At 61.2% G+C, this 19,373-nt stretch carries 18 protein-coding genes and 2 pseudogenes; 9 read left to right on the top strand and 11 right to left on the bottom strand.

From position 1 onward, the window contains the following. Positions 1-927, top strand: a 927-nt coding sequence (locus HUI96_RS27965; RefSeq protein ID WP_188257988.1) for a terminase gpA endonuclease subunit, incomplete at its 5' end; no start/stop codon positions are given. Positions 928-944: 17 nt separating this feature from the next. Here HUI96_RS27965 and HUI96_RS27970 read toward each other — a convergent pair. From HUI96_RS27970 to HUI96_RS27980, 3 genes and pseudogenes are all read right to left on the bottom strand, one after another. Beyond that, positions 945-1,253, bottom strand: a pseudogene (locus tag HUI96_RS27970) (dihydrofolate reductase family protein); the annotation flags it as partial. A gap of 147 nt (positions 1,254-1,400) precedes the next feature. Further along, positions 1,401-1,901: an SRPBCC domain-containing protein gene (locus HUI96_RS27975; RefSeq protein WP_188257989.1), complete on the bottom strand. Its 501-nt coding sequence runs from the start codon at positions 1,899-1,901 to the stop codon at positions 1,401-1,403. 41 nt (positions 1,902-1,942) lie between these two features. Next, a complete protein-coding gene (locus HUI96_RS27980; RefSeq protein WP_210320356.1) occupies positions 1,943-2,422 on the bottom strand; it encodes a VOC family protein in 480 nt (159 codons plus the stop codon). Positions 2,423-3,200: 778 nt separating this feature from the next. On the opposite strand from HUI96_RS27980, the gene HUI96_RS27985 reads away from it, so the two are divergent. The 3 genes from HUI96_RS27985 to HUI96_RS27995 all read left to right on the top strand — a co-directional run bounded on the left by HUI96_RS27985 (position 3,201) and on the right by HUI96_RS27995 (position 7,291). Next, positions 3,201-3,410 carry a hypothetical protein gene (locus HUI96_RS27985; RefSeq protein WP_188257990.1) on the top strand — a complete coding sequence of 70 codons (210 nt, stop codon included), beginning with the start codon at positions 3,201-3,203 and terminating at the stop codon, positions 3,408-3,410. Between the two features lie 318 nt (positions 3,411-3,728). Further along, positions 3,729-5,054 (top strand): HlyD family efflux transporter periplasmic adaptor subunit, encoded by a 1,326-nt coding sequence (locus HUI96_RS27990; RefSeq protein WP_337918675.1) that lies wholly within the window; start codon positions 3,729-3,731, stop codon positions 5,052-5,054. Beyond that, on the top strand, positions 5,051-7,291 hold the full coding sequence (locus HUI96_RS27995) for a peptidase domain-containing ABC transporter (RefSeq protein ID WP_188257991.1): 2,241 nt from the start codon (positions 5,051-5,053) through the stop codon (positions 7,289-7,291). The genes HUI96_RS27990 and HUI96_RS27995 overlap by 4 nt, the downstream gene beginning before the upstream one ends. Before the next feature lie 163 nt (positions 7,292-7,454). Here HUI96_RS27995 and HUI96_RS28000 read toward each other — a convergent pair whose 3' ends face one another. Then, positions 7,455-8,654: an MFS transporter gene (locus tag HUI96_RS28000; RefSeq protein ID WP_188257992.1), complete on the bottom strand. Its 1,200-nt coding sequence runs from the start codon at positions 8,652-8,654 to the stop codon at positions 7,455-7,457. A gap of 74 nt (positions 8,655-8,728) precedes the next feature. On the opposite strand from HUI96_RS28000, the gene HUI96_RS28005 reads away from it, so the two are divergent. After that, positions 8,729-9,151, top strand: coding sequence for a helix-turn-helix domain-containing protein (locus HUI96_RS28005; protein WP_188257993.1), 423 nt, complete (start codon positions 8,729-8,731; stop codon positions 9,149-9,151). 134 nt (positions 9,152-9,285) lie between these two features. Here HUI96_RS28005 and HUI96_RS30165 read toward each other — a convergent pair whose 3' ends face one another. Both HUI96_RS30165 and HUI96_RS28015 read right to left on the bottom strand, forming a co-directional pair. Next, positions 9,286-9,462, bottom strand: a complete 177-nt coding sequence (locus tag HUI96_RS30165; protein WP_188257994.1) for an excalibur calcium-binding domain-containing protein — start codon at positions 9,460-9,462, stop codon at positions 9,286-9,288. Positions 9,463-9,538: 76 nt separating this feature from the next. Beyond that, positions 9,539-10,477, bottom strand: a complete 939-nt coding sequence (locus HUI96_RS28015; protein WP_188257995.1) for a sialate O-acetylesterase — start codon at positions 10,475-10,477, stop codon at positions 9,539-9,541. Between the two features lie 430 nt (positions 10,478-10,907). Between HUI96_RS28015 and HUI96_RS28020 the strand changes: the two genes are divergently transcribed. Together HUI96_RS28020 and HUI96_RS28025 are read left to right on the top strand one after the other, a co-directional pair. Then, the gene (locus HUI96_RS28020; protein WP_188257996.1) at positions 10,908-12,074 is read left to right on the top strand and encodes an MFS transporter; all 1,167 of its coding nucleotides are present in this window, start codon (positions 10,908-10,910) and stop codon (positions 12,072-12,074) included. A gap of 44 nt (positions 12,075-12,118) precedes the next feature. Then, positions 12,119-12,373, top strand: coding sequence for a DUF982 domain-containing protein (locus HUI96_RS28025; RefSeq protein ID WP_188257997.1), 255 nt, complete (start codon positions 12,119-12,121; stop codon positions 12,371-12,373). Positions 12,374-12,462: 89 nt separating this feature from the next. Here HUI96_RS28025 and HUI96_RS28030 read toward each other — a convergent pair whose 3' ends face one another. From HUI96_RS28030 to HUI96_RS28040, 3 genes are all read right to left on the bottom strand, one after another. Further along, positions 12,463-13,512, bottom strand: coding sequence for a sensor histidine kinase (locus HUI96_RS28030; protein WP_188257998.1), 1,050 nt, complete (start codon positions 13,510-13,512; stop codon positions 12,463-12,465). Next, positions 13,496-14,998 carry an ATPase domain-containing protein gene (locus HUI96_RS28035; RefSeq protein ID WP_188257999.1) on the bottom strand — a complete coding sequence of 501 codons (1,503 nt, stop codon included), beginning with the start codon at positions 14,996-14,998 and terminating at the stop codon, positions 13,496-13,498. The genes HUI96_RS28030 and HUI96_RS28035 overlap by 17 nt, the downstream gene beginning before the upstream one ends. A 179-nt stretch (positions 14,999-15,177) precedes the next feature. Then, positions 15,178-15,591, bottom strand: coding sequence for a class I SAM-dependent methyltransferase (locus tag HUI96_RS28040; protein WP_188258000.1), 414 nt, complete (start codon positions 15,589-15,591; stop codon positions 15,178-15,180). 1,174 nt (positions 15,592-16,765) lie between these two features. Between HUI96_RS28040 and HUI96_RS28045 the strand changes: the two genes are divergently transcribed. After that, positions 16,766-16,975, top strand: coding sequence for a cold-shock protein (locus HUI96_RS28045; protein ID WP_188258001.1), 210 nt, complete (start codon positions 16,766-16,768; stop codon positions 16,973-16,975). Between the two features lie 570 nt (positions 16,976-17,545). Then, on the top strand, positions 17,546-18,010 hold the full coding sequence (locus tag HUI96_RS28050) for a hypothetical protein (protein WP_188258002.1): 465 nt from the start codon (positions 17,546-17,548) through the stop codon (positions 18,008-18,010). 29 nt (positions 18,011-18,039) lie between these two features. Here HUI96_RS28050 and HUI96_RS28055 read toward each other — a convergent pair whose 3' ends face one another. Further along, positions 18,040-18,231, bottom strand: coding sequence for a hypothetical protein (locus tag HUI96_RS28055; RefSeq protein WP_188258003.1), 192 nt, complete (start codon positions 18,229-18,231; stop codon positions 18,040-18,042). A gap of 523 nt (positions 18,232-18,754) precedes the next feature. Continuing rightward, a pseudogene (locus HUI96_RS28060) lies at positions 18,755-19,246 on the bottom strand (ferritin-like domain-containing protein). Between the last annotated feature and the right edge of the window lie 127 nt (positions 19,247-19,373).

The following is a 19,373-nucleotide window of genomic DNA, read 5'->3' on the forward strand; positions in this document are numbered from 1 at the left end:
TGGCAGCGCCTGCATGACCGCCGCGAGGCCTGGCCGGCCGGATCCGTGCCGGCTGGCGGGCTGTTCCTCACCGCCGGAGCCGATGTGCAGAAGGACCGCATCGAGGTCGATGTCTGGGCCTGGGGCCACGGGCTGGAAAGCTGGCTGGTCGATCACGTCGTGCTCGACGGCGGACCGGGCGACGCGGCCTGCTGGGCCGGGCTCGACGCGCTGCTGTCGCGCACCTGGGAAAGCGACTCGGGCAAGGCCATGCGCATCCTCAGGCTGGCGATCGACACCGGCTTTGAGGCGCCGGCCGTCTATGCCTGGGCCCGGCGCTCCGGATCGTCCCATGTCGCGCCGATCAAGGGTGTCGAAAGCTTCAACCGGGCCAGCCCCGTCACCGGCCCGACCTATGTCGACGCCACGTCCCGCGGCAAGCGCCTCCGCCGCGGCGCCAAGCTCTGGACGGTCGCCGGTTCCACCTTCAAGGCCGAGACCTACCGCTTCCTGCGCCTGCCGCGCCCCAGCGACGAGGAACTGGAGGCCGGAGCCCGATACCCGGCCGGTACCATCCATCTTCCCACCTGGATCGACAGCGAGTGGTGCAAGCAGTTTGTCGGCGAGCAGCTGGTGACGGTGCGCAGCAAGCGCGGCTTCTCCCGGCTGGAATGGCAGAAGCTCCGCGAACGCAACGAGGCCCTCGACTGCCGCGTCTATGCCCGTGCCGCCGCCTGGCTGATCGGCGCCGACCGCTGGCCACCATCGCACTGGGCCGATCTCGAGGCAGAGTTTGGTCTGCGGGCGGAGCCACTAGTCGTAGCAGCAGCACAGCCAGCAGATCCTGCCGCCGCATCAGGTGCTTCGACGCAGCCGCTGCAGACACGTTTGGCCCGAAGCCGGCGGCCACAGGCGCGGCGCATCCGGCGAAGCTCTTGGATGGCGTAGGGCACTACTGATCAACCCAGGTCGTCGGCGATGTGGTGGCTGTTGGTCCACGCGAAGTCCTTTCGCGTCGACGACACCACGTATTTCGGCTTAGCCTCCAGTTTGACCGCCCATTCGCTTATCGCGGGCGGCGCCTGGACGTGGCCGCGAGCGACCGCCGGCCAGTAGCTCTCCATCGTCTCGTAGGTGATCCGGCCCCACAGCATCGCCCCACCCTCGTCCATAAGGCGGGTGAAGAACGCGTGCGTCTCGTCGTCAGCGATTCCTCCCTGGTGGTCGACGCAGCCGTCCAGGGTGACGTTGATGCTAAAGGTCAATAGTCCCATGCGACGAGCCTATGCCGTACTTGCTCAAAAAGACATTCGCGGTTGATGATCAACTTCCGCAATGGGTCAATTGCTGACATTCGGGATATTTCAAAGAGCAGCGAAAGGCCGGTCCGGACCTCCGGCCGCTCGCTTATTCCCTGGCGGCTATGCATTGATTGTCGAAAGCAGTTCGTCCAACTGATCCAGCTGTGTGGGCAGTGCTGCCGCCGACCCGGCCATCGCTTCGTCGAGCGCTTCCTTCAAAGGATAAAGCTCGTGGAACGTCAGCAGCGTCTTTCCGCCGTAGTCCTCTAAGGTGACGGTGGTCACGGCGCCCTCATCCTCTTCTTCGTTAGTCCAGACGATGCGCTCGTCCGGCTTCACCGCCAGATATTTGCCGTAGAAGGCCATGCTGTCGGTCCCGCCGGTGGCGAACTCCAGTCGGTATTTGCCTCCGGTGCGGACGTCCATCTCGCAGGACAGGAGCGCAGTGCCGGCGCCCTTCGGAACCCACCACTGGCGGAACAGCTCGGGCTCAGCCCACGCCTTGAATACCACGTGCGGCGTGGCACCGAACAAGCGCAGTACAACCAGCTCCCGATCGGACTTCCGCTCAACGGCCGGACGGTTCTGCGCAACGGCGTGATTACCCGTTTGCTGGTCCATCTTCTTCCTCCTCTCTCGTTCCATATAATCTTGCTTGGCCATCAGCCGCGCCGAGCCGCCTGGATCGCGGCAACGTCGATTTTTGTCATATCCATCATCGCCTCGAAGGCGCGTTTTGCTTCATCGCCTCCGGCAGCCATAGCCTCCGTCAGGACGCGCGGCGTGATCTGCCAGGAGATGCCCCATCTATCCTTGCACCAGCCGCACACACTTTCCTGGCCCCCATTGCCGACAATGGCGTTCCAATAGCGGTCGGTCTCCTCCTGGTCCTCCGTGGCAATCTGGAACGAGAACGACTCGTTGTGCTTGAACGTAGGTCCGCCATTGAGACCAAGGCAGGGAATGCCGGCGACTGTGAATTCGACCGTCAGCACGTCGCCAGCCTTACCTGAGGGATAGTCACTAGGAGCGCGATGGATCGCGCCAACCGAACTGTCAGGAAACGTCTCGGCGTAAAAGCGGGCTGCGGCCTCTGCGTCGTTGTCGTACCAAAGGCAGATGGTGTTCTTTGAAATCGTCATGCGCGTCCTCTCAGTTTCTAAGCCGATTCTGACACAGTGCGGCGTGCTCGAAGTGCTATTCCGCCGTGGTCCGGCATTTGATCGCCGCTCGTGCATAAGACGAACGGATCTGGGAGAGTCCGACATCGCAATGAAATGAATCTGGGCGCCGGCACGACCGGTAGCGATCCGCTTGGTCTGCAGGCGCTGATTGCGATTGGCGCTCAAGAACCGCTTCGGCTAGTTGAGAAGACTACCGCCTCCCCGCGAGCCGCCGCTGGGCAAGAAGAAGGCCGCAGCACTACGGGCTGCCGAGACCGCAGAGGGAAAGTCCTCCTGGGGCGACCTGTTGAAGCCGGGCCCTCCACCTCTGGCATACCGCCGCCAAGAGAACTGAGCTTTCGGAACCGTCAGCTACGGGACGACACCGGACCGGCAGCTTTTGGGTGAGGGAGGGTCCTGCGACAGCCCTGTGCAAAGCAGCATTGGGTTAGAAAACTTGGCCCCACTACCGATGGCAACCGTGTGAGGGTAGTTCTATGCGCTTTTTGCACCTCAACCAAAAGAGCAACACGACTCGGGTCTGTACCGAATTTCGACTAGTGCCTTAGGGCTCATTCAGGACTCCGCCGTCAGGCGGGAAACCATTAAATTGCCCGTGTGGCGAACGGGTGGCCAATGGTTGGCTCCGTGGGGAAAGACAAAGGGCTAGAGCTGCGCAAACGCAGTTTCGTAAATCCCTTTTCGCGTCTCAGGCAAGCATTTCTGACAACTTCATCTGAAGATGAAAGGAAATGTCATGCGCGAACTCACTCATGAAGAACTCGTTCACGTTTCTGGTGCAGGCGGCTGCTTCTCCCCCCCGCATAAGAAATTCAAGGACTTCTGTCACGAAAAGGAAGACGACTGTCACGAAAAGGAAGACGACGGCCACAAGAAGGGCAAGCGTCCGGGCTGGGGCTTCGGCGACAAGAACCATTGCCATTCCGGCCCTCCCGGTCTGAATTGACAGCAATCCGACAATGATGGCTCACGGGCCACAGCAATAACTTGAGAGCGAAAGGGGCTGCGGGACTGCAAATAGCTGGTGCGAAAGCAGTCTGCCCGCGCGTCATCCTCTCTTCCCCAGGCCGAAGTAAGCAGCAAAAGCGCGGACTCACGTTTGGTCACTGTCTTTGGTTGCTCGGTATCGGGCCGCGGGCCAGCCATACTCGAACCCCAAATGAGGCGTCGGCGGACAAGCCGACGTCTCCCATGCCAGTTCCCGAGGCCTAGGCTTGTGCGCGATGTCTGGCGTGGTCGTTGTTGCAAGCGGAGATCGACCGTCGTGGGCCGCGCCATTGAGAGGGCTCCAACCGCGATCGAGCGCACTCAGGCGCCAGCGCAGCCGCTCTTCCGTCCTGAAGTGATGGTGGAGCACCAGTCGCAATGGCTTGGAACGGTGCTGCTGGAGCCGAAGATCACTCATTGGATGTTCGCCGCGTTGGCGTTTCTAGCCACCGTGGCCGTGCTCGGCATGCTGTTCTTCACGTCCTATACCCGCAAGGCCCGCATTAACGGCTGGCTGGTGCCTGAGCAGGGTCTAGTGCGGGTCTTCGCGCCACAAGCGGGAGTGATGACCCAGATCCGCGTGAAAGAGGGCATGGAGGTCAAGAAGGGCGCGCCCCTTCTGGCCATCTCCACCGAAATGCAGAGCGAGACATTCGGTGGCACCCGGCAAGAGATCGTCCGTCGCCTAATAAAGCGGCGCAATAGCATGGGCGAGGAGAAGCTCACCCAGGAGCGTCTCTTCACCCAGCAGGCGGCCGATCTGACGCAACGCATCGCCAGCGTGGATACCGAACAGAAGTACCTTTCCCAGGAGATCGAACTGCAGCGGACCCAACTCCAGCTCAATCAGCAGATCGAAGAACGCATACGCAGACTACGCGATCGCGAGATCGTCCCTTTGCCGCGCCGCGAGGAAGCGGAGCACGAGCGGATCCAGCAAGCCGCGAAGCTGCAGCAGTTGGAGCGAACACAGGCTTCGCTTCAGCAGGAATCCCTTCAGCTGAAGGCCTCCCTGGCCGAGATACCGCTCAGGCGTCTCAACCAGCTGGCCGAGATTGACCGCGACATCGCGGCCCTGGAACAGGAACTGGCTGAGGCCGAGGCACGCCGGGAAATTATAATCGTGGCCCCGCAGGACGGCATCGTGACCGGCCTGCAAGTCGAGAGAGGCGGCAGTGCCCAGCCCAACGTTCCTCTAATGAACATCGTCCCCTCCGGTGGCATCTTGCAGGCGCAGCTGTTCAGCCCGAGCCGGGCCATCGGCTTCATTCACCAAGGCCAGCGGGTGCTCCTGCGCTACGAAGCCTTTCCCTATCAGAAGTTCGGCTTCCATGAGGGCGTGGTGAGCGCCGTCTCCCGCTCTGCGATCAGTCCGGCCGAGATGACCCAACAGCTCGCCGGCCTCTCCACTCTCTACGCCGGCAGCGAACCGGTCTACCGCATTACCGTCGAGTTGAAGCGACAGACCGTCACCGCCTATGGCCAGCCGATGCTGCTTCAGCCCGGCATGAAGCTGGAGGCCGACGTGCTGCTGGAGCGGCGGCGCCTCATCGAGTGGATGCTTGAGCCTCTGTTCAGCATCAGCGGGAAGCTGACCGGATGAGCGTCGCCGGCCGCCTCAACCTCGGCTGGGGGCGGCGCACCCCAATGATCCTGCAGACGGAGGCATCCGAATGCGGCCTGGCCAGCTTGGCGATGGTCGCCGGCCACTTCGGTTATGAACCCGACCTTGGGGACCTGCGCCGGCGCTACGGTTTCTCGCTCAAAGGAGCCACGCTCAAGGACGTCGTACGCATCGCAGACCGCATCGGCTTCGCGACCCGGCCCCTGCGGCTCGAGATCGAGGAACTGACGAAGCTGCGGCTGCCCTGCATCCTGCATTGGGACCTCAATCACTTCGTGGTCCTAGTCGGCTTCGGCCGCGCCGGGGCTGTCATCCATGACCCCGCCTTCGGGCTGCGCCACACACGGCCGGCCGAACTGTCACAGCATTTCACCGGCGTGGCGCTCGAACTTTACCCGACGGACCGCTTCGAGCCGGCCGCCGCTCCCCCTCGCGTGCGCTTCGGGCGGCTGCTCGGACGCATGGTCGGGGTCAAGCGCGCCTTGTTTCACCAGCTAGCGCTGGCGGTCGCTATCGAGGTCTTCGCGATGGCCAGTCCGCTGTTCATGGGCTGGCTGGTCGATCATGCGCTGGTCGCGGCCGATCACGATCTTCTCATAACGCTGGTGCTCGGTTTCTTGCTGCTACTCGTGCTGCAGACATCAATCGCGGCCATGAGGAGCTGGATGCTGATGGGGCTCGGCGCCACCCTGAAAGTCCAGTCGCGCGCCAACCTCTTCTCGCATCTAATCAACCTGCCAGCCGCATTCTTCGAGGCCCGGCATCTCGGCGACCTGACATCCCGCTTCTCCTCCCAGGAGACGATTCTGAGCGCGATCACGACCGAGTTGGTCGAGGCTGTCATGGACGGGCTCATGACCGGCCTGACACTGGCGATCATGCTGGTCATCGCGCCAGGCATGGCCGGCATCGTGATAGTGGCCGCGGTGCTCTATGCGCTCTTGCGCTGGGTCTCATACTCGCCACTGCGCCAAGCCTCCATGGAAGCGATCGTGTGGCGGGCCAAGCTCGACACGCACTTTCTGGAGACACTGCGCGGCATCCGCACAATCAAGCTGTTCAATGGCCAGGAGGACCGGCGGGCACATTGGCTCAATCTCCTGATCGAGGCCACCAACCGGCAACTCGCGACCGAGAAGCTCGCATTCCTCTTCCAGATCGGCAATCGGCTGCTCATGGGGGTGCTCAACATCCTGATCATCTGGTTGGGCGCCGAACAGGTTCTGAACAATGCTCTCTCGGTCGGCCTGCTGCTTGCCTTCATCGCTTACAAGGATCAGTTCGTCGGCCGCGCAACCATCCTGATCGACCGGGCCGTGGATCTTAAGATGCTGCGGTTGCATGCGGAGCGCCTGGCCGATATTGCGCTGACGGAACCGGAAACGCGCACGTGCCTCATGCCATCGCCTGGCGGGCATCTGCCGCCAGCGATCGAGCTGCGCAACGTCAGCTTCCGCTACAGCGAACACGAGCCCTGGGTGCTTGACAACATCAGTGTGCGGATCGGGGCCGAGGAAGCGATTGCCATTGTCGGGCCTTCGGGCGGCGGCAAATCGACCTTGTTGAAGCTGTTGGCAGGACTGATCCAGCCCACCCATGGCGAGCTCCTGATCGATGGCGAGCCGCTCGCGCGCCTCGGGCTGGAGAACTACCGCGCCAGGCTTGGGGTGGTGATGCAGGACGATCAGCTGTTCGCCGGCTCCATCGGGGACAACATTAGCTTCTTTGCCGAGCGACCGGATAGGGAGCGCATCGTGCAATGCGCACGACTGGCTGCCATCAACGACGAGATCATGGCCATGCCGATGGGCTATGAGACGCTGATTGGGGATATGGGGACAATCCTGTCCGGCGGCCAGAAGCAGCGCGTCGTGATTGCCCGCGCGCTGTACCGGCAGCCTAGCCTCCTGCTGTTGGATGAGGCAACGAGCCACTTGGATCTGGAACGGGAAAAGCTGGTGAATCTTGCATTCGGGGCCATGCGGGTCACCCGCGTCGTGATCGCCCACCGGCCGGAGACGATCCGCATGTCAGGACGGGTGATGGCCATCGAGCAGGGCAGAATTGTTGAAGCGGGCGAGGCAGAGGAACACAGCCCCGCAACGATCAATGGGCACCGGCGCTTTGTTCCGAATACTCTCTCCCTTGATCAGGAGCAGCCCGCAAGGCGGGATGATGCGCACGAGATCGGACTCTCGGCGCCGACGCCGTCCTGATGGGGCACGTGTCGGGACCGTTCGCGCGACGGGAAAGTCGTTCGAGGGCCCGTTCGCGCTACGCCTCACCGTCGAGGAAGGCCGGATCACCCGGCACCACCGCAGCGTCCGGTGCCCACCTCATGCTCGACTGCCGCTGTTTCGTTCGGGAGGGTCGAGGTGCCTAACGCGAGCGCATTACAGTGCTGCTCAGCGCTGCGGTAGCCATAGTGGTCAGGACCACAACCACGCCAAGGAACAGCCCATCATAACCAAAGCCGGAAACTGCCGGCGTGCTCAGCAAGGGAGAGCAGAACTGCCCGATGAACACCGACGCCGTCAGAATGCCGCTTGCCAACCCCCGGCGATGCGGCGGCGCAAGATGGAGCGTCAGGGCGACAAAGGTGGGCGAGACCAAAGCGTAACCTGCGCCGATCGATGCAGCGCCGGCGAACGACAGGAACACCGGTGGCGATAGGACCAGCAGGAGAAAACCGGCCGCCATCGCGGCATAGCCGAGCGCAAAGACGCCCGCATAATTGATAGCGCATTGGATGCGGGTGTAGAGCAGCGCCAGGCAGCCGCCGGTCAGCATCAGGACGCCCAGGGTCATGCCCGTCAACGTGGCGCTGTGAAAGCCCTGGGCATCTAGAAAGAAGGGCAACTGCGTCGGCATGATGAAGAAGAACATGTTCGTCATCGACTGAAGGGCCACCAGGCCCAGGAACGGCAGACGCCAGTGCGCTCCGTCACCCGTCCGAGTCTCTTGGCCGGATTGCTGCTTGGGCGAGGTGCGGCGTGGCTCAACGATCGTCATCCACGTCAGCGGCAGCACCAGAACCGCCAGTCCGTAGACCCCGAAAGCCAGGCGTGGCGATATCGCGGCAACCGAGCCGGCCAGCAGGATGAACAACAGGCCTCCAAAGTTTCGCGCCGAAATCTGCAATCCCGTCAGCGCGGTTCTGGTCTCGCCGCTGAAATAGTCGCCGATCAGAGCGGTTTGCGCCGTCATGATGAGCGCAACCGCAACTCCCAGGACGATGCGGCTCAAGAAGATCGTCGGAAGATCCGGCAGGTACAGCCCAGCGCTTCCCGAAACCACGAACAGCAGGATGCCAGCGAGCAGCAGGAACCGGCGTCCGAGCCGATCGACGGCCAGACCCGCGAGAGGAGCCAGCAACGCGATGCTCAACGACGGTGCGGGAACCAGCAGGCGGGTCAGCATCGCCGCGTGAGGATCGTCGGCAAAGAGGCGCTGTAGTCCGGGCAGTGCCGGGCTGATCGTGGCGTTTGCCATGACTGTCAGGGTCGCTGCCATCAGAAGCGCCACCGCCCGGCGGTCCCGCCAGACGGTTGTTTGCGCTGCACCTGCTACGCTTGTCATCGTCTTCCCTCTTGCTGAAATTGCCATTGTGAGAGAGGCTACGACTTCAAGCCAACTTGAGGTCAAGCGCGAAAATGATTGATATTGGCGAAGTTGCAGATCGCTCTGGCGTGCCCCCTTCGACGCTGCGGTACTATGAGGAAATCGGCTTAATCCGTTCCCTCAGCAGGCGTGGACTGCGCCGGCAGTTCGATGCGGATGTTCTGTTGAAGCTCTCCCTGATCGCCCTTGGCAGAGCAGGCGGCTTCTCGCTCCTGGAAATTGCGGCGATGTTCGGCCAGGACGGTCGACTCGACGTGCCGCGCGACGAGCTGCACGCCAAGGCAGACGAGTTGCAGCGGCAGATGGCAAAGCTCCGTGTTTTGCGTGATACGCTCCGACACGTCGCCGACTGCAAGGCGCCAAGCCATTTGGAATGCCCAACGTTCCGCAAGCTCATGAAGGCAGCATCGCGCATGACAAAACCTAGGAAGCTGCCGGCAACGACCGCGGTTTAGCGGCGCCGCAACTAGTGACGTCCCGAAGTCGCGTCCAGGATCGAATCAGAAGTCGTGGAGTCCTGCCGAACAGAATCTGGGTAGTAGGTTATCGACGTTAAGCGGAGAGAGATGAGGGTACGAGGAGCTTTCGTTCAGCACAGGCTCTCGCATGGTCTGCCGTCGCTGTCGCGATCGAGCCGTCCGCCCCAGGAGCAGTTCTGCAGATACCAGAGAGCCTCCTCGCAGGAGCGGATCTGCTTACATTTCCTGCGTGGCTGGCATGTCCACTCTTGCGCAATTCTCTGCTCAGGTATCGGGGTCGGCGGCACCTAATCCTGAGAAGCGAACCAAGTGTTTGACACAACCGAGCGGCATCGCTGACTGCAAGAGGAAGAACGGCGTGCATCATTGCGAGCTTGCTATCCGACGCTCGGTGAGCAGAAGGTCAGCCCAGGCTCGCGCCGCCTTCTCCTCGCCCGTACCGCCTATGTGACAATCGTCGTAGCGATCGACTTCGTCGAGCAGTGCGTCTGTATTCACGCCCTGCCTGAAGCCATTTCCGCTTCCGGCCAAGGCCAGTTGCGCACGCGAAATGGCATTGTCCAAAACATGTGTTTTGAACCCCCCGTTGCTGGGCTCGAGGCATTTCGTGGCGACCGAAACGTAGATCGGAGCGTCAATGCCTTGCTGACGCAGCGTATCAGTCATAGACCGAAATCGCTCCTGATAGGCTTCCGTGCTCGTACCCTTGACGTAGTCGGCCTCGCCTTGAACCCATATGACATTCGTCACGCGATAGCCCACGTCTTGAAGCTGCCCAGCTGTCTCAATCAAAAGTCCGTTGAGATCGCCGCCTCGGCTCCAGCGCGCAACCTCCGAGCCGTTAAACGCCTGGGATGCAATGATCACGTTGTCGATCTCTCCCGATGCAATCAGCAAGTTTCCCAACAGCGTCCAGTACTCTCCTGCTGCGTCCGTCGATCCAAGAAGCGGCGACGCTGCGATAAAACACCGCTTTCCGAAAAAATTGGTGACCCGCGCGCCATATGCCGATCTGTACCGCTGGCCCGCGTGGTTTGACGCATTGGACTGCCCGAGAACCAGCAAAACGGCGGTTCGCTCAGTCTGTTTCGGGCAGTCGACTGCGGTTTTGGTTTCGTCGGCAACAAGGCGGCCGTTGTCTTCAAAGATGTAACGGCTCGCCGCTACGGGCTCGGTTCCGACGACCTGCTTTTTCAGCGCGGAGAACTGAGGCCAAGGGACGAAATTGTGCCGTCCGCCGATGCCGCCGACCAAATACATGGCAAGCAACGCCACCAGGCCACGAGTCCAGATTTTGCGCATCTCACTACCCTCTGCGGGCCGGTCAGCTCAATCAGTTGCGCTGGAGAGACCGGCGGGTTCTGCATGGGATCGGTTGTGATTCAGTCCTCTCTGCAGAGACGCCCCGACCAGTACATAGTCGAGATTTCCGGCTTTGGGGCCTCTTCTTTCGATGGTCTATGACACAGGTCGGTTAGCCAATATTGCTGGGGTTGATAGGGGCTAAAGTCCCAGGCCATGTAGGCTGTGGTCGAACGAGGCTGTTTACTGCGACTATCTTCCTGCCGGTCTGGCGCCGCTGATCTCGTCCCTCAACAGGCGGGATCAGGAGGCCCCATTTGCCGAGTATGAGGTGATTGCTGCGCTGCCCGCGTCGCCAGTTCCCGCCTGCCGCAATCGTTCGCCAGCACTTGCACTTGCCGGAATGTGCCGATCCTGCTTCGAAGTCTGCATGACTGCCGAAAGCACGACAACATCACGAGACGACCAGATCCCGTGGGCATCGATGGCTGCCATCATCGCGACCGTCTCGGTGTTCGCCGTGGCACAGGGGCTTACCTATCCGCTGCTTAGTTTCATCCTGGAACGGCAAGGGACGTCGACCGGCCTGATCGGCCTGTCCGCGGCGATGACGCCCCTGGGTTTCATCGTATCCGCGCCCCTCATTCCGATGCTTGTGCGGCGCGTCGGCGGGGCGCGGCTTGCAATCCTGTGTTCGATCCTGGCCGCGCTCACCCTGATCGCGATCGCCTGGACGCAGGACGTCTGGGCCTGGATGCCGCTGCGTTTCCTGCTCGGCTTCTTCGCCAATCCTCTCTACGTGATCAGTGAAACTTGGCTGATCTCGATTACGCCCGCAAGGCGGCGGGGTCGCATCCTGGGGCTCTATTCATCGATCGTTTCGGGTGGCTTCGCCATCGGCCCGCTCTCGCTCGGCTTGGTAGGCACACAGGGTTGGCCGCCCTTCATGATCGGGATCGTGGCTTTTCTTCTCTGTGGCTCGGTCGTGCTTGCGGTCGTGCCGCGCCTGCCCAAGATGCCGCATGAAGGCGAGGCGACGTCGGTCGGCGGCTTCTTCGCGTTGGCGCCGCTCCTGTTGTTCGCGGTCTTCGCGGCAGCCGCCTTCGAGCAGACCCTACTTTCCCTGCTCGCGGTCTATGGCGCCGCGCTCGGCAGCCCCGAGGAGCGCGTCACGTCGATCATCGCATGTTTCATTGCGGGCAATGCCGTGATGCAGATCCTGCTCGGGCGCGTGGCCGAAAGGTTCGGCTCGGCGCCGACCATGCTGCTGTGCGCCGTGGCTTCGCTGGCCGGTTGCCTGCTGCTGTCGTCGATCTTCAAGGGGTGGCTCGTCTGGCCGCTTATTGTCGTCTGGGGCGGTTTCTCGTTCGGGATCTATACCATGTCGCTGATCCAACTCGGCGAGCGCTTCACCGGTCAGGTGCTGATCGCCGGCAACGCCGCCTTCGCGTTCGTATGGGGCATCGGCGGCATTGTCGGATCGCCCGCGACGGGACTGGCGATGCAACTGGTCGGACATCAGGGGCTCCCATTAGCCCTGGGCCTGCTGTGCGGTGTGCTCGCGGTGTTTTTGACGGCGGAGAGGCGGCGAATCTGATCGAGGTTGTTGCACGTTAACCATGATGCTCCAGATCATGCGTCATGGAAGGTGTCGCCATCTTCGAGAAGCCCGTCGTAATCCAGCTTGGCCGGATTGACCGAGACCGCGTTGTTGTTGGCGTGCGGGATGCCGCGACCCTCCTCCTTTACGAGTGGCCGGAGAACAGTTCCGCACGAGAAGCGGCGATGCAAGCCTGCCTGGCAGCCATAAAAGGCGAGGCATCGGTCACTATGGCGCGTGACGCGTTTGTAGCCGCAGCACAAGCGGCCCGGATTTATCTCGGCGATCTTCCCTAAGTTCAACGATGGACAGTCGCTGGCAGCGACCGCTGTGCTCGATCATTATCAGCGAAACTCCTGCGGCAGCTCGAGTGGACGTAGCCCAATCAAACATTAAGATCGACGACGGCTGTATGGGTCAGGGTGTTCAAGTCGGCGACAAATAGCAGCTCGAAACCGCTTGGCTCATATCGCAGTTCAACCTTCCCCGACGACCTCAATGTCGACTCTATGAGCCGTGTGCCGAAGCCGACCTTCGCCGGACGAACAGCCGGCGGTCCTCCTGTCTCCGACCATTTCAGCGTGAATTCCGGCGCGGACTCCCCGGAAATTTTCCATCGCAGATGAATTTTCCCGCCCGCCTGCAGAGCACCATATTTGAGGGAATTCGTCGCCAACTCGTGCAGGACAAGTGCGAAGGAAAGCGAGGTCTGCGGCGAGAGACGAACATCCGGCCCATCCAAGTCAAACATGCCGGGCTGGACCGAGAGAGCCGTCGTAGCCAGTTCACGAAAATCGGCGGCGGCAAAGTCGGTTCCAATCAGAATGTCATGTGCGCGAGACAGTGCACCAAACCTTTCGATGATCGTCTTCCGGACCTCGGAGGCATCCGGCGAACGCAAGCTGTACGCAACGATCGACTGCAGAATCGCCATCGTATTCTTCACCCGATGCGCCAGCTCTCTGGTCATGAGTTGCTGCTGTTTCGTCCGTCGCTCCAACTCCTGCATGTGGTTCCGCGTGACGAACTGGCGCCGGCGCCCCGCCAGCGCCCAGCGTACCGCGCTGATCAGCGTGGCTGATCCCATTGGTCGTTCCAGCACCATCACGTTCGTAATCTCTGCCGGCAGAATGGCAGAAACGCGTTGCGTCTCGTGGAACGATCTCTTTTGCCCGATCAGAAGGATGAACGGGTAGGCCGACCATGACGGCTGGCTTTTGGCCGCGACAACCAGCGGCTGCCAATCCTGCTGCGCCAGGGCCTCCTCGCTCATGACGACTGCACCGACCTCGTCGCCCAGACAGGACGCAAGCGTTCCAACAGAGTGCACCCGCTCCACGGTCATTTCCTGTTGGGCAAGAACCTTCTCGATGCTTTCGGCATCGCGCGCGAAGGGCGCGAAGACGATGACCTTGCCATCATGCGCGTGCGGCATCGGAGCGACTCTCCATCAGAGGTTCGCTCGCGCCGATGTATTCCGGCGTGCCTGTTAGCACACCTCGGAAATCAGTGAGCGGCTCGCTGATCTGAATGCCGAGGCTGTCGATGCGCAGCTCGCGAATTGTATCCTCATGGGCGCCGCTCCGGTTCTTCAGAACCGAAATTGCCTTGCGCAATCGTCCCGCCGCCTCGAAGAAGCGGAAGAGGACGACAACATCCGCGATGTACGAGATATCCAGTTGCCCCGTGTTCATCGTGCCGACCAACCCATGCTGAGGGTTGACCAGCAACGTCACCACGCCCTGTTGGTTCAGGTAGGAAAGCAATTCATGCAGTTGGAGCACCAGCTGTTTTTCCTCGGGCATTGAAGCGAGGTAGCCATTCAGACTGTCGATTACGACAACTTTCACCTGGCGGTTCTCGATCTCCTCCCGGAGCATCCAGGCAAATTGGCTGGGTGCGACATCGGCAGGATCAATCTGAACGATCTTGAGACATTCGGCCTCCAGCAGGCCATCGATCTCCTCGCCCATCGACCGCACTCGTTGGATCAAGGTTCCGACGCGTTCGTCGAACTCGTAGACAGTCGCGTTCTCTCCGCGCCGGCATGCCTCCATGGCGTATTGGAGCGCGATGGTCGATTTTCCGGAACCGGCAGGCCCGGTGAGCATGGTGCAGGTTCCTCGCAGAGGGCCGCCACCGATCAATGCGTCGAGTTCGATAACCCCGCTTGCCACCGGCCCCCCCAAGAAGGGCGCATGGTGTTCTGAGGCAATCAGCCTTGGAAAAACTTTCAAGCCGCCGCGAGAAATGACGACGTCATGGAAGCCGCCGGCAAACTCAATGCCGCGCATTTTCTGCACCTGGATCTGCCGCCGCGAAGCACCGAACTCAAGCGTGCGGCGCTCGAGCGTCATGACGCCGTGCGCGATTGAGTGAAGATGCGCGTCGCGCTCGCCGTGCTCGCCAGTGAGATCGTCAACGAGCAAGACGGTGATATTCCGGCCGGAAAAGTACTGCTTCAGAGCCAGGACCTGGCGTCGGTAGCGGAGCGCGTCCTGCGCGAGGAGGCGCAACTCCGACAAACTGTCGAACACAAGCCGTTTCGGTTGCACCTCTTCAACCCGCTTCATGATCAGGTCGACAGTGGCGCTGAGTTCGACTTCCCACGGATGAAGCACCGTCTGCTGGCGACCATCACCAAGAACTTCCTCGGCGGAGGAGAGCTCGAAAATGTCGATGCCGTCCAGCGACCAACCATGGGACGCGACCACGGCTGCCAGTTCTTCGTGAGTCTCGGACAACGTGACGTACAAGGAGCGCTCGCCGCTGCTGATCCCTTCCAGCAGGAACTGTAGGCCGAGTGTTGTCTTGCCCGAACCGGGCGCTCCTTCCAGAAGATAGACTCGTCCCGGGGTGAGCCCCCCATTCAGCACCATATCGAGACCGGGTGTTCCGGTCGAAAGTCTGAGATCCTGCAAGTAGATTTCCTCGGGCTACTCGGATGCTAAGGCAAGTTGACAGCCTATAATTCAGATACGCCGGCAAACGTTCCGGCCTCGATGGCGCAACCCGAACCCTGACCTTATGAAATCCATACGCCGCTCTCGCCGAGAAGGAGGGACGGCTGATCTCAGAACGAACCAGGGCAGCGCTTTCATTACGAAAAGCGAACGGCACCCGATTGGGCAATCCGACGAACACGGCCCAGGCAGCCGCCAAGGGACGAGCCGCGGCCATCCGGGAGTCGGAGCGCTTCGCGGCAACTGTTCTGCCGATCATCGAGCCTGCTCGGTCTCGCCGTCACCCTTAACAATCGCGGCGTGCGCACCGCCCGTGGCGGCAAGTGGCAGGTCAGCAATATTCGAAATGTGCTTGCCAAGGCAGAGGCGATTTGGCGCGGATCGCCCCACCGGGCGGCGCTGTAGGTCAGGTTGCGGTCGAGCCACAGCCGGTAGAATTCGGTGCCAACGTCGTAATGGTATGCAATTGCCTCAACTGACGCGTCGGAGGTCGGCTTGCGAGGGCTCGCTCGCTCATTGTGTTCGAAACCTTGGCGGCGCGAAGCCGGCATCTGAAGCCCGCTGTTCTTCGACACGCAATTATAGCATGTGCTGTGCTTGGACCCACGTCCTAAACGCCTAATCAACCTTATGGAAGCTCATGTATATGTGTCAGAACTAGTAAGTTTGTGTATCTCTAGGCTTCTACCGCGCTGTCTGCCTGCTCAGACCCAGCTCGAACTGCACGTTGAGGAACGCGACCTTCAGCGCGTTGGTGATGTTCACCTCTTGGATCTACCCCGCTCCCTCCTCGCGATTGCGCTGGTGAAGGATCGCTTCGCCGCCAGCGAATATCGGCCAACTTCGACCTGCAAGGGCCAATGTCGATGTCGAAATGTCATCCCAACTCGCACCGCAACATGCAAACGAGCTAGTAATTGAAGCAACTTGCCTGTCCCACCGGGGTCAGCAAGCTGCAGACGACGGTTTTGAGTTGGTTCTGGCTGCGTGATGAACCTCGGATCCACGCGGACTTCGGCGTTGAGGAAGCTAGGCGCGGCAGGGATGATGCACCCGACATGGGCCAGCCTTCCGGTCACGGCGGTATGGCTGATCGGGCTCCTGATGGGCATCGAGCTGATCAGCGTCGGCGCGGCGATTGCTTGCCTCGCGTGGCAAGTCCGAAGGAGCCAGGCGACTTGAATGCCAAGGTCAGGGGTTAGGGCGGCCGTTTGGCCCTTCAAGCCATGGCAACAACTATTCCGCCTGGTCGGCTCTCGCCGGCAGCCTTCCGCACAATAACTTACACAGCCCGAAGGGCGGACGTTGTGAGAACGAATGGTGTCCGCAACGCTGGCCGCGGGAGAGACGCTCAAGGCGGGGTAGGCCTTCTTCCCCAAGGCCAGCAGGGCGAACCGATGCCGGGCGGGGGCATCAGGTCACCGTTAATCCTTGCAGTTGTCGTCCATGGCGGTGGCAGCCGCGGTCTTGCCGCCGTGCTGCTGGGCAGTCAGCGGCGCAGGAGCTCGCGCACATCATTGGCGAATCTGAGATCACAAAAGATGAGCGTCGTTTTCAAGGAGCAGCGGGCTTGATGGCGCCCACGTGCCTCCTAGGTCACGATTATCGATCTTGCTGTTGAACTTTGCGATTGCGCCGCCCATCAGCCGCTGGCGAGCTTCCTCTCAAAATCGATCTAACCGCAGCCGCGCGGATCGGCAGGTCCGCTTATAGGAACCCGTCACCATGAGCACTGGAACCGTCAAGTTCTTCAATTCCGACAAGGGCTATGGCTTCATCGCACAGGACAATGGACAGCCGGACGTCTTCGTCCATATCTCTGCGCTCGAACGGTCTGGATTGCACAGCCTGGCCGAGGGCCAGAAGGTCAGCTTTGACATCGTAAAGGACCAGCGCTCAGGCAAGAGCGCCGCCCAAAATATACAGGCCGCGTAGGAGTGCCCCTCTCAAAGAGCCTGCTTGGCGAGTATCTCAGCTTTCAATGCCCCCACTGCAGGCACCCAGTGGTCAAGACGGGAGCATGGTTTCAAAGCGTTGGCCGCTTCACGTGCGAGAGATGCAAGTCGCAAGTGCGGATACGCTATGTGGACAAGCTAGCTCTGTTCGAGAAATACAGTGGGTAGGCGGCCCCCCGCCTCGGGGCGAGTAGATGCCCCCCGCCGGCTGTTGGCCGATCCCGTCTTCGGCGGGCCAGGAACGATTTTCCGTTTTGTGCCTCGGCCTGGAATTTGATGCTAATCAAACGCATTCAAGCGGGAGTGCGCTATCAAGGATGGTCTCATGAGGCGCGAGGGCGGAACTAGCCGAACCGAACAGGCTCCGACTTGGACCGCCCTTTTCTCAAAAAAGGCGGCCCAATCAAGCGGCCATAGTCCGCTTCCCGTCAGATCCACATTCAGGAGAGCGCTTACCTTCAGGGGGTTGGCCCAGCCTTTTGGCCGTATGGCGTTTGGCGCGCCGGTAAGCCATTCCCCTAGGCGTTCACACATTAAGGAGCTTGGCTTTATGGCTGGCCGCAGAACCACGGCCGAGGCAGTCGAGGACTTTCTCGAATCTACTCCCAAGAGCTGGGCTCTCTCGCTGGCTCGGGCGGCGCGAGAGATTCGAAACGTGGTGCCGCACTGCGAGTTGACGGATCGTGAGCTCGCCGATCTGGTTGCGTCACACGCCTTAGCGATGGGGTTTCCGGTGTTGCTTTTCGATACGACTGCGCCCGAGATCGGCCGCCGTGTGCCGGGCGGGGACACAGCGCCAGGTCGTCCCGGCGGAAAGGTGATCGCGTTCGTGCCGGAACTGCAACGCGCCGCCTATCAGATCACGCGAGATCAGAAGAAGGCAAACAGGTTGGTCGAAAGAGTGCTGACACTGGCGATCTCGACGATCGACCATCGCCCTCAAGACCAGTCCGTTGAAGAGTGGCTGCTCGGGTTGATTAGGAACTTCGGCTCGCCGTCGCGAACGCGGCACTAGGACGCAACCTACACCCTCGACACCTGCTTCTAGAGGCTATTTCCCTTCGCCGCCTCGAGCAGCGCGTCACGATCACGTGTCCCGGCGAAAAATGAGTGCAGGATGCGTTCCGCCACTTTCTCCCGCTCCTCGGTCGGATGTTCGCGGCAGTACTTTTCCAGCACTTCGCGCAGGAGCGCCAGTTCGCCGGGGCCTGCAACCCCGCCTGATTCGAAATGCATGGGCCCACCCTCAACTGCCGGACCGTCATTCCGCTATTATCAAGCTCACCCCGGTTTGTGCACGAATAGGACTTATGCCTCTTATGGGCGGTTACTGTCGGCGGGCCCACGTAGAGCCGGTCGGCCCTCGGCTGAACGTAAAGAGCCCCTCCCAGCCCGACGCCCAGGAGGGGCAGCGCGCGTCGATGAACGGCACCGAACTTGATCAGTGCAGTAGATAGTGTGCCGATCACCCCGCGAATGACGTTGAGCGCTGCGCCGAAGAGCGATGCAGGAAGTGGCGCAATCCCGCGCCGCGTTTTGTTGCGTCAGAGAGCCCGATGGTGCCGCCGAAGGCGAAAACCCCTCCCGGATGCGATACATACCGAGAGAGCGTAGCGGGGCACCTTCTTAGGACGGGTGGGAAGAACGCCAGTCCCGCCCCTTATCGCGGCGGCGGCTCGTACTCGGTTATATGTGGCGATGAGAAAGTCGCCGAAAAGCCCACAAGGAGCAGGCTCGAATTCCCGGATCGGGCCTTTCCTCAGCGTTTTGCCTCCACGCCCGCATCCTCACGCATGAGATAGCTTCTGGTCGTCTCGGGGATTCTGTCGGCCAGCCATGAGGCCATCGCTTCTTCCTCGTAGCAGACCCTTGCCGTCTCGGAATCTCCGAGCGCCTCGGCCGCAGCAATCAGGATCTTATAGGAGGCGATCTCGAAATGCTCGAAGGTTTAGCCCGAAAGCGCGCCTTTGATCACTTCATCGCCGGACATCGCGCCCCCCACGCCTTGCATCAGGGCGGTGAACCGTGCCGTCATGTCTTTCATGGTCGAGGTCGAAACGCCGCGCCGCTGCATGCAGGCTTCCAGCCGCTGGCGTTGCGATCTCGTCTCCTCGAGGTGCTGCTGGATGCGGGTAGCGAGATCCGGATAGTTTTCGATTCGGCTCGACATCCCGCTCAGCATCTGCTCGGCCTGCTCTTCCATCGCGTGCGCATCGCGCAACCTGTCCGCCTGTGCTTTGTTCCGATTGATAAGTTTCCCCAATCGGGTGCGGCAAAGGAACAAAGCTTCCCGCTTCGGATTGTAAACCTGCGCGACTGGTACCAAGGCATTCGGAGCGGAGGGACGCTAAAGCAGCGCTCGAGCCTACGGCGTTGGG

Origin of the sequence: Pseudaminobacter soli (ex Zhang et al. 2022) (genome assembly GCF_014595955.1) — a bacterium.
GTDB classification, from domain to species: Bacteria; Pseudomonadota; Alphaproteobacteria; order Rhizobiales; family Rhizobiaceae; genus Kumtagia; species Kumtagia pseudosoli.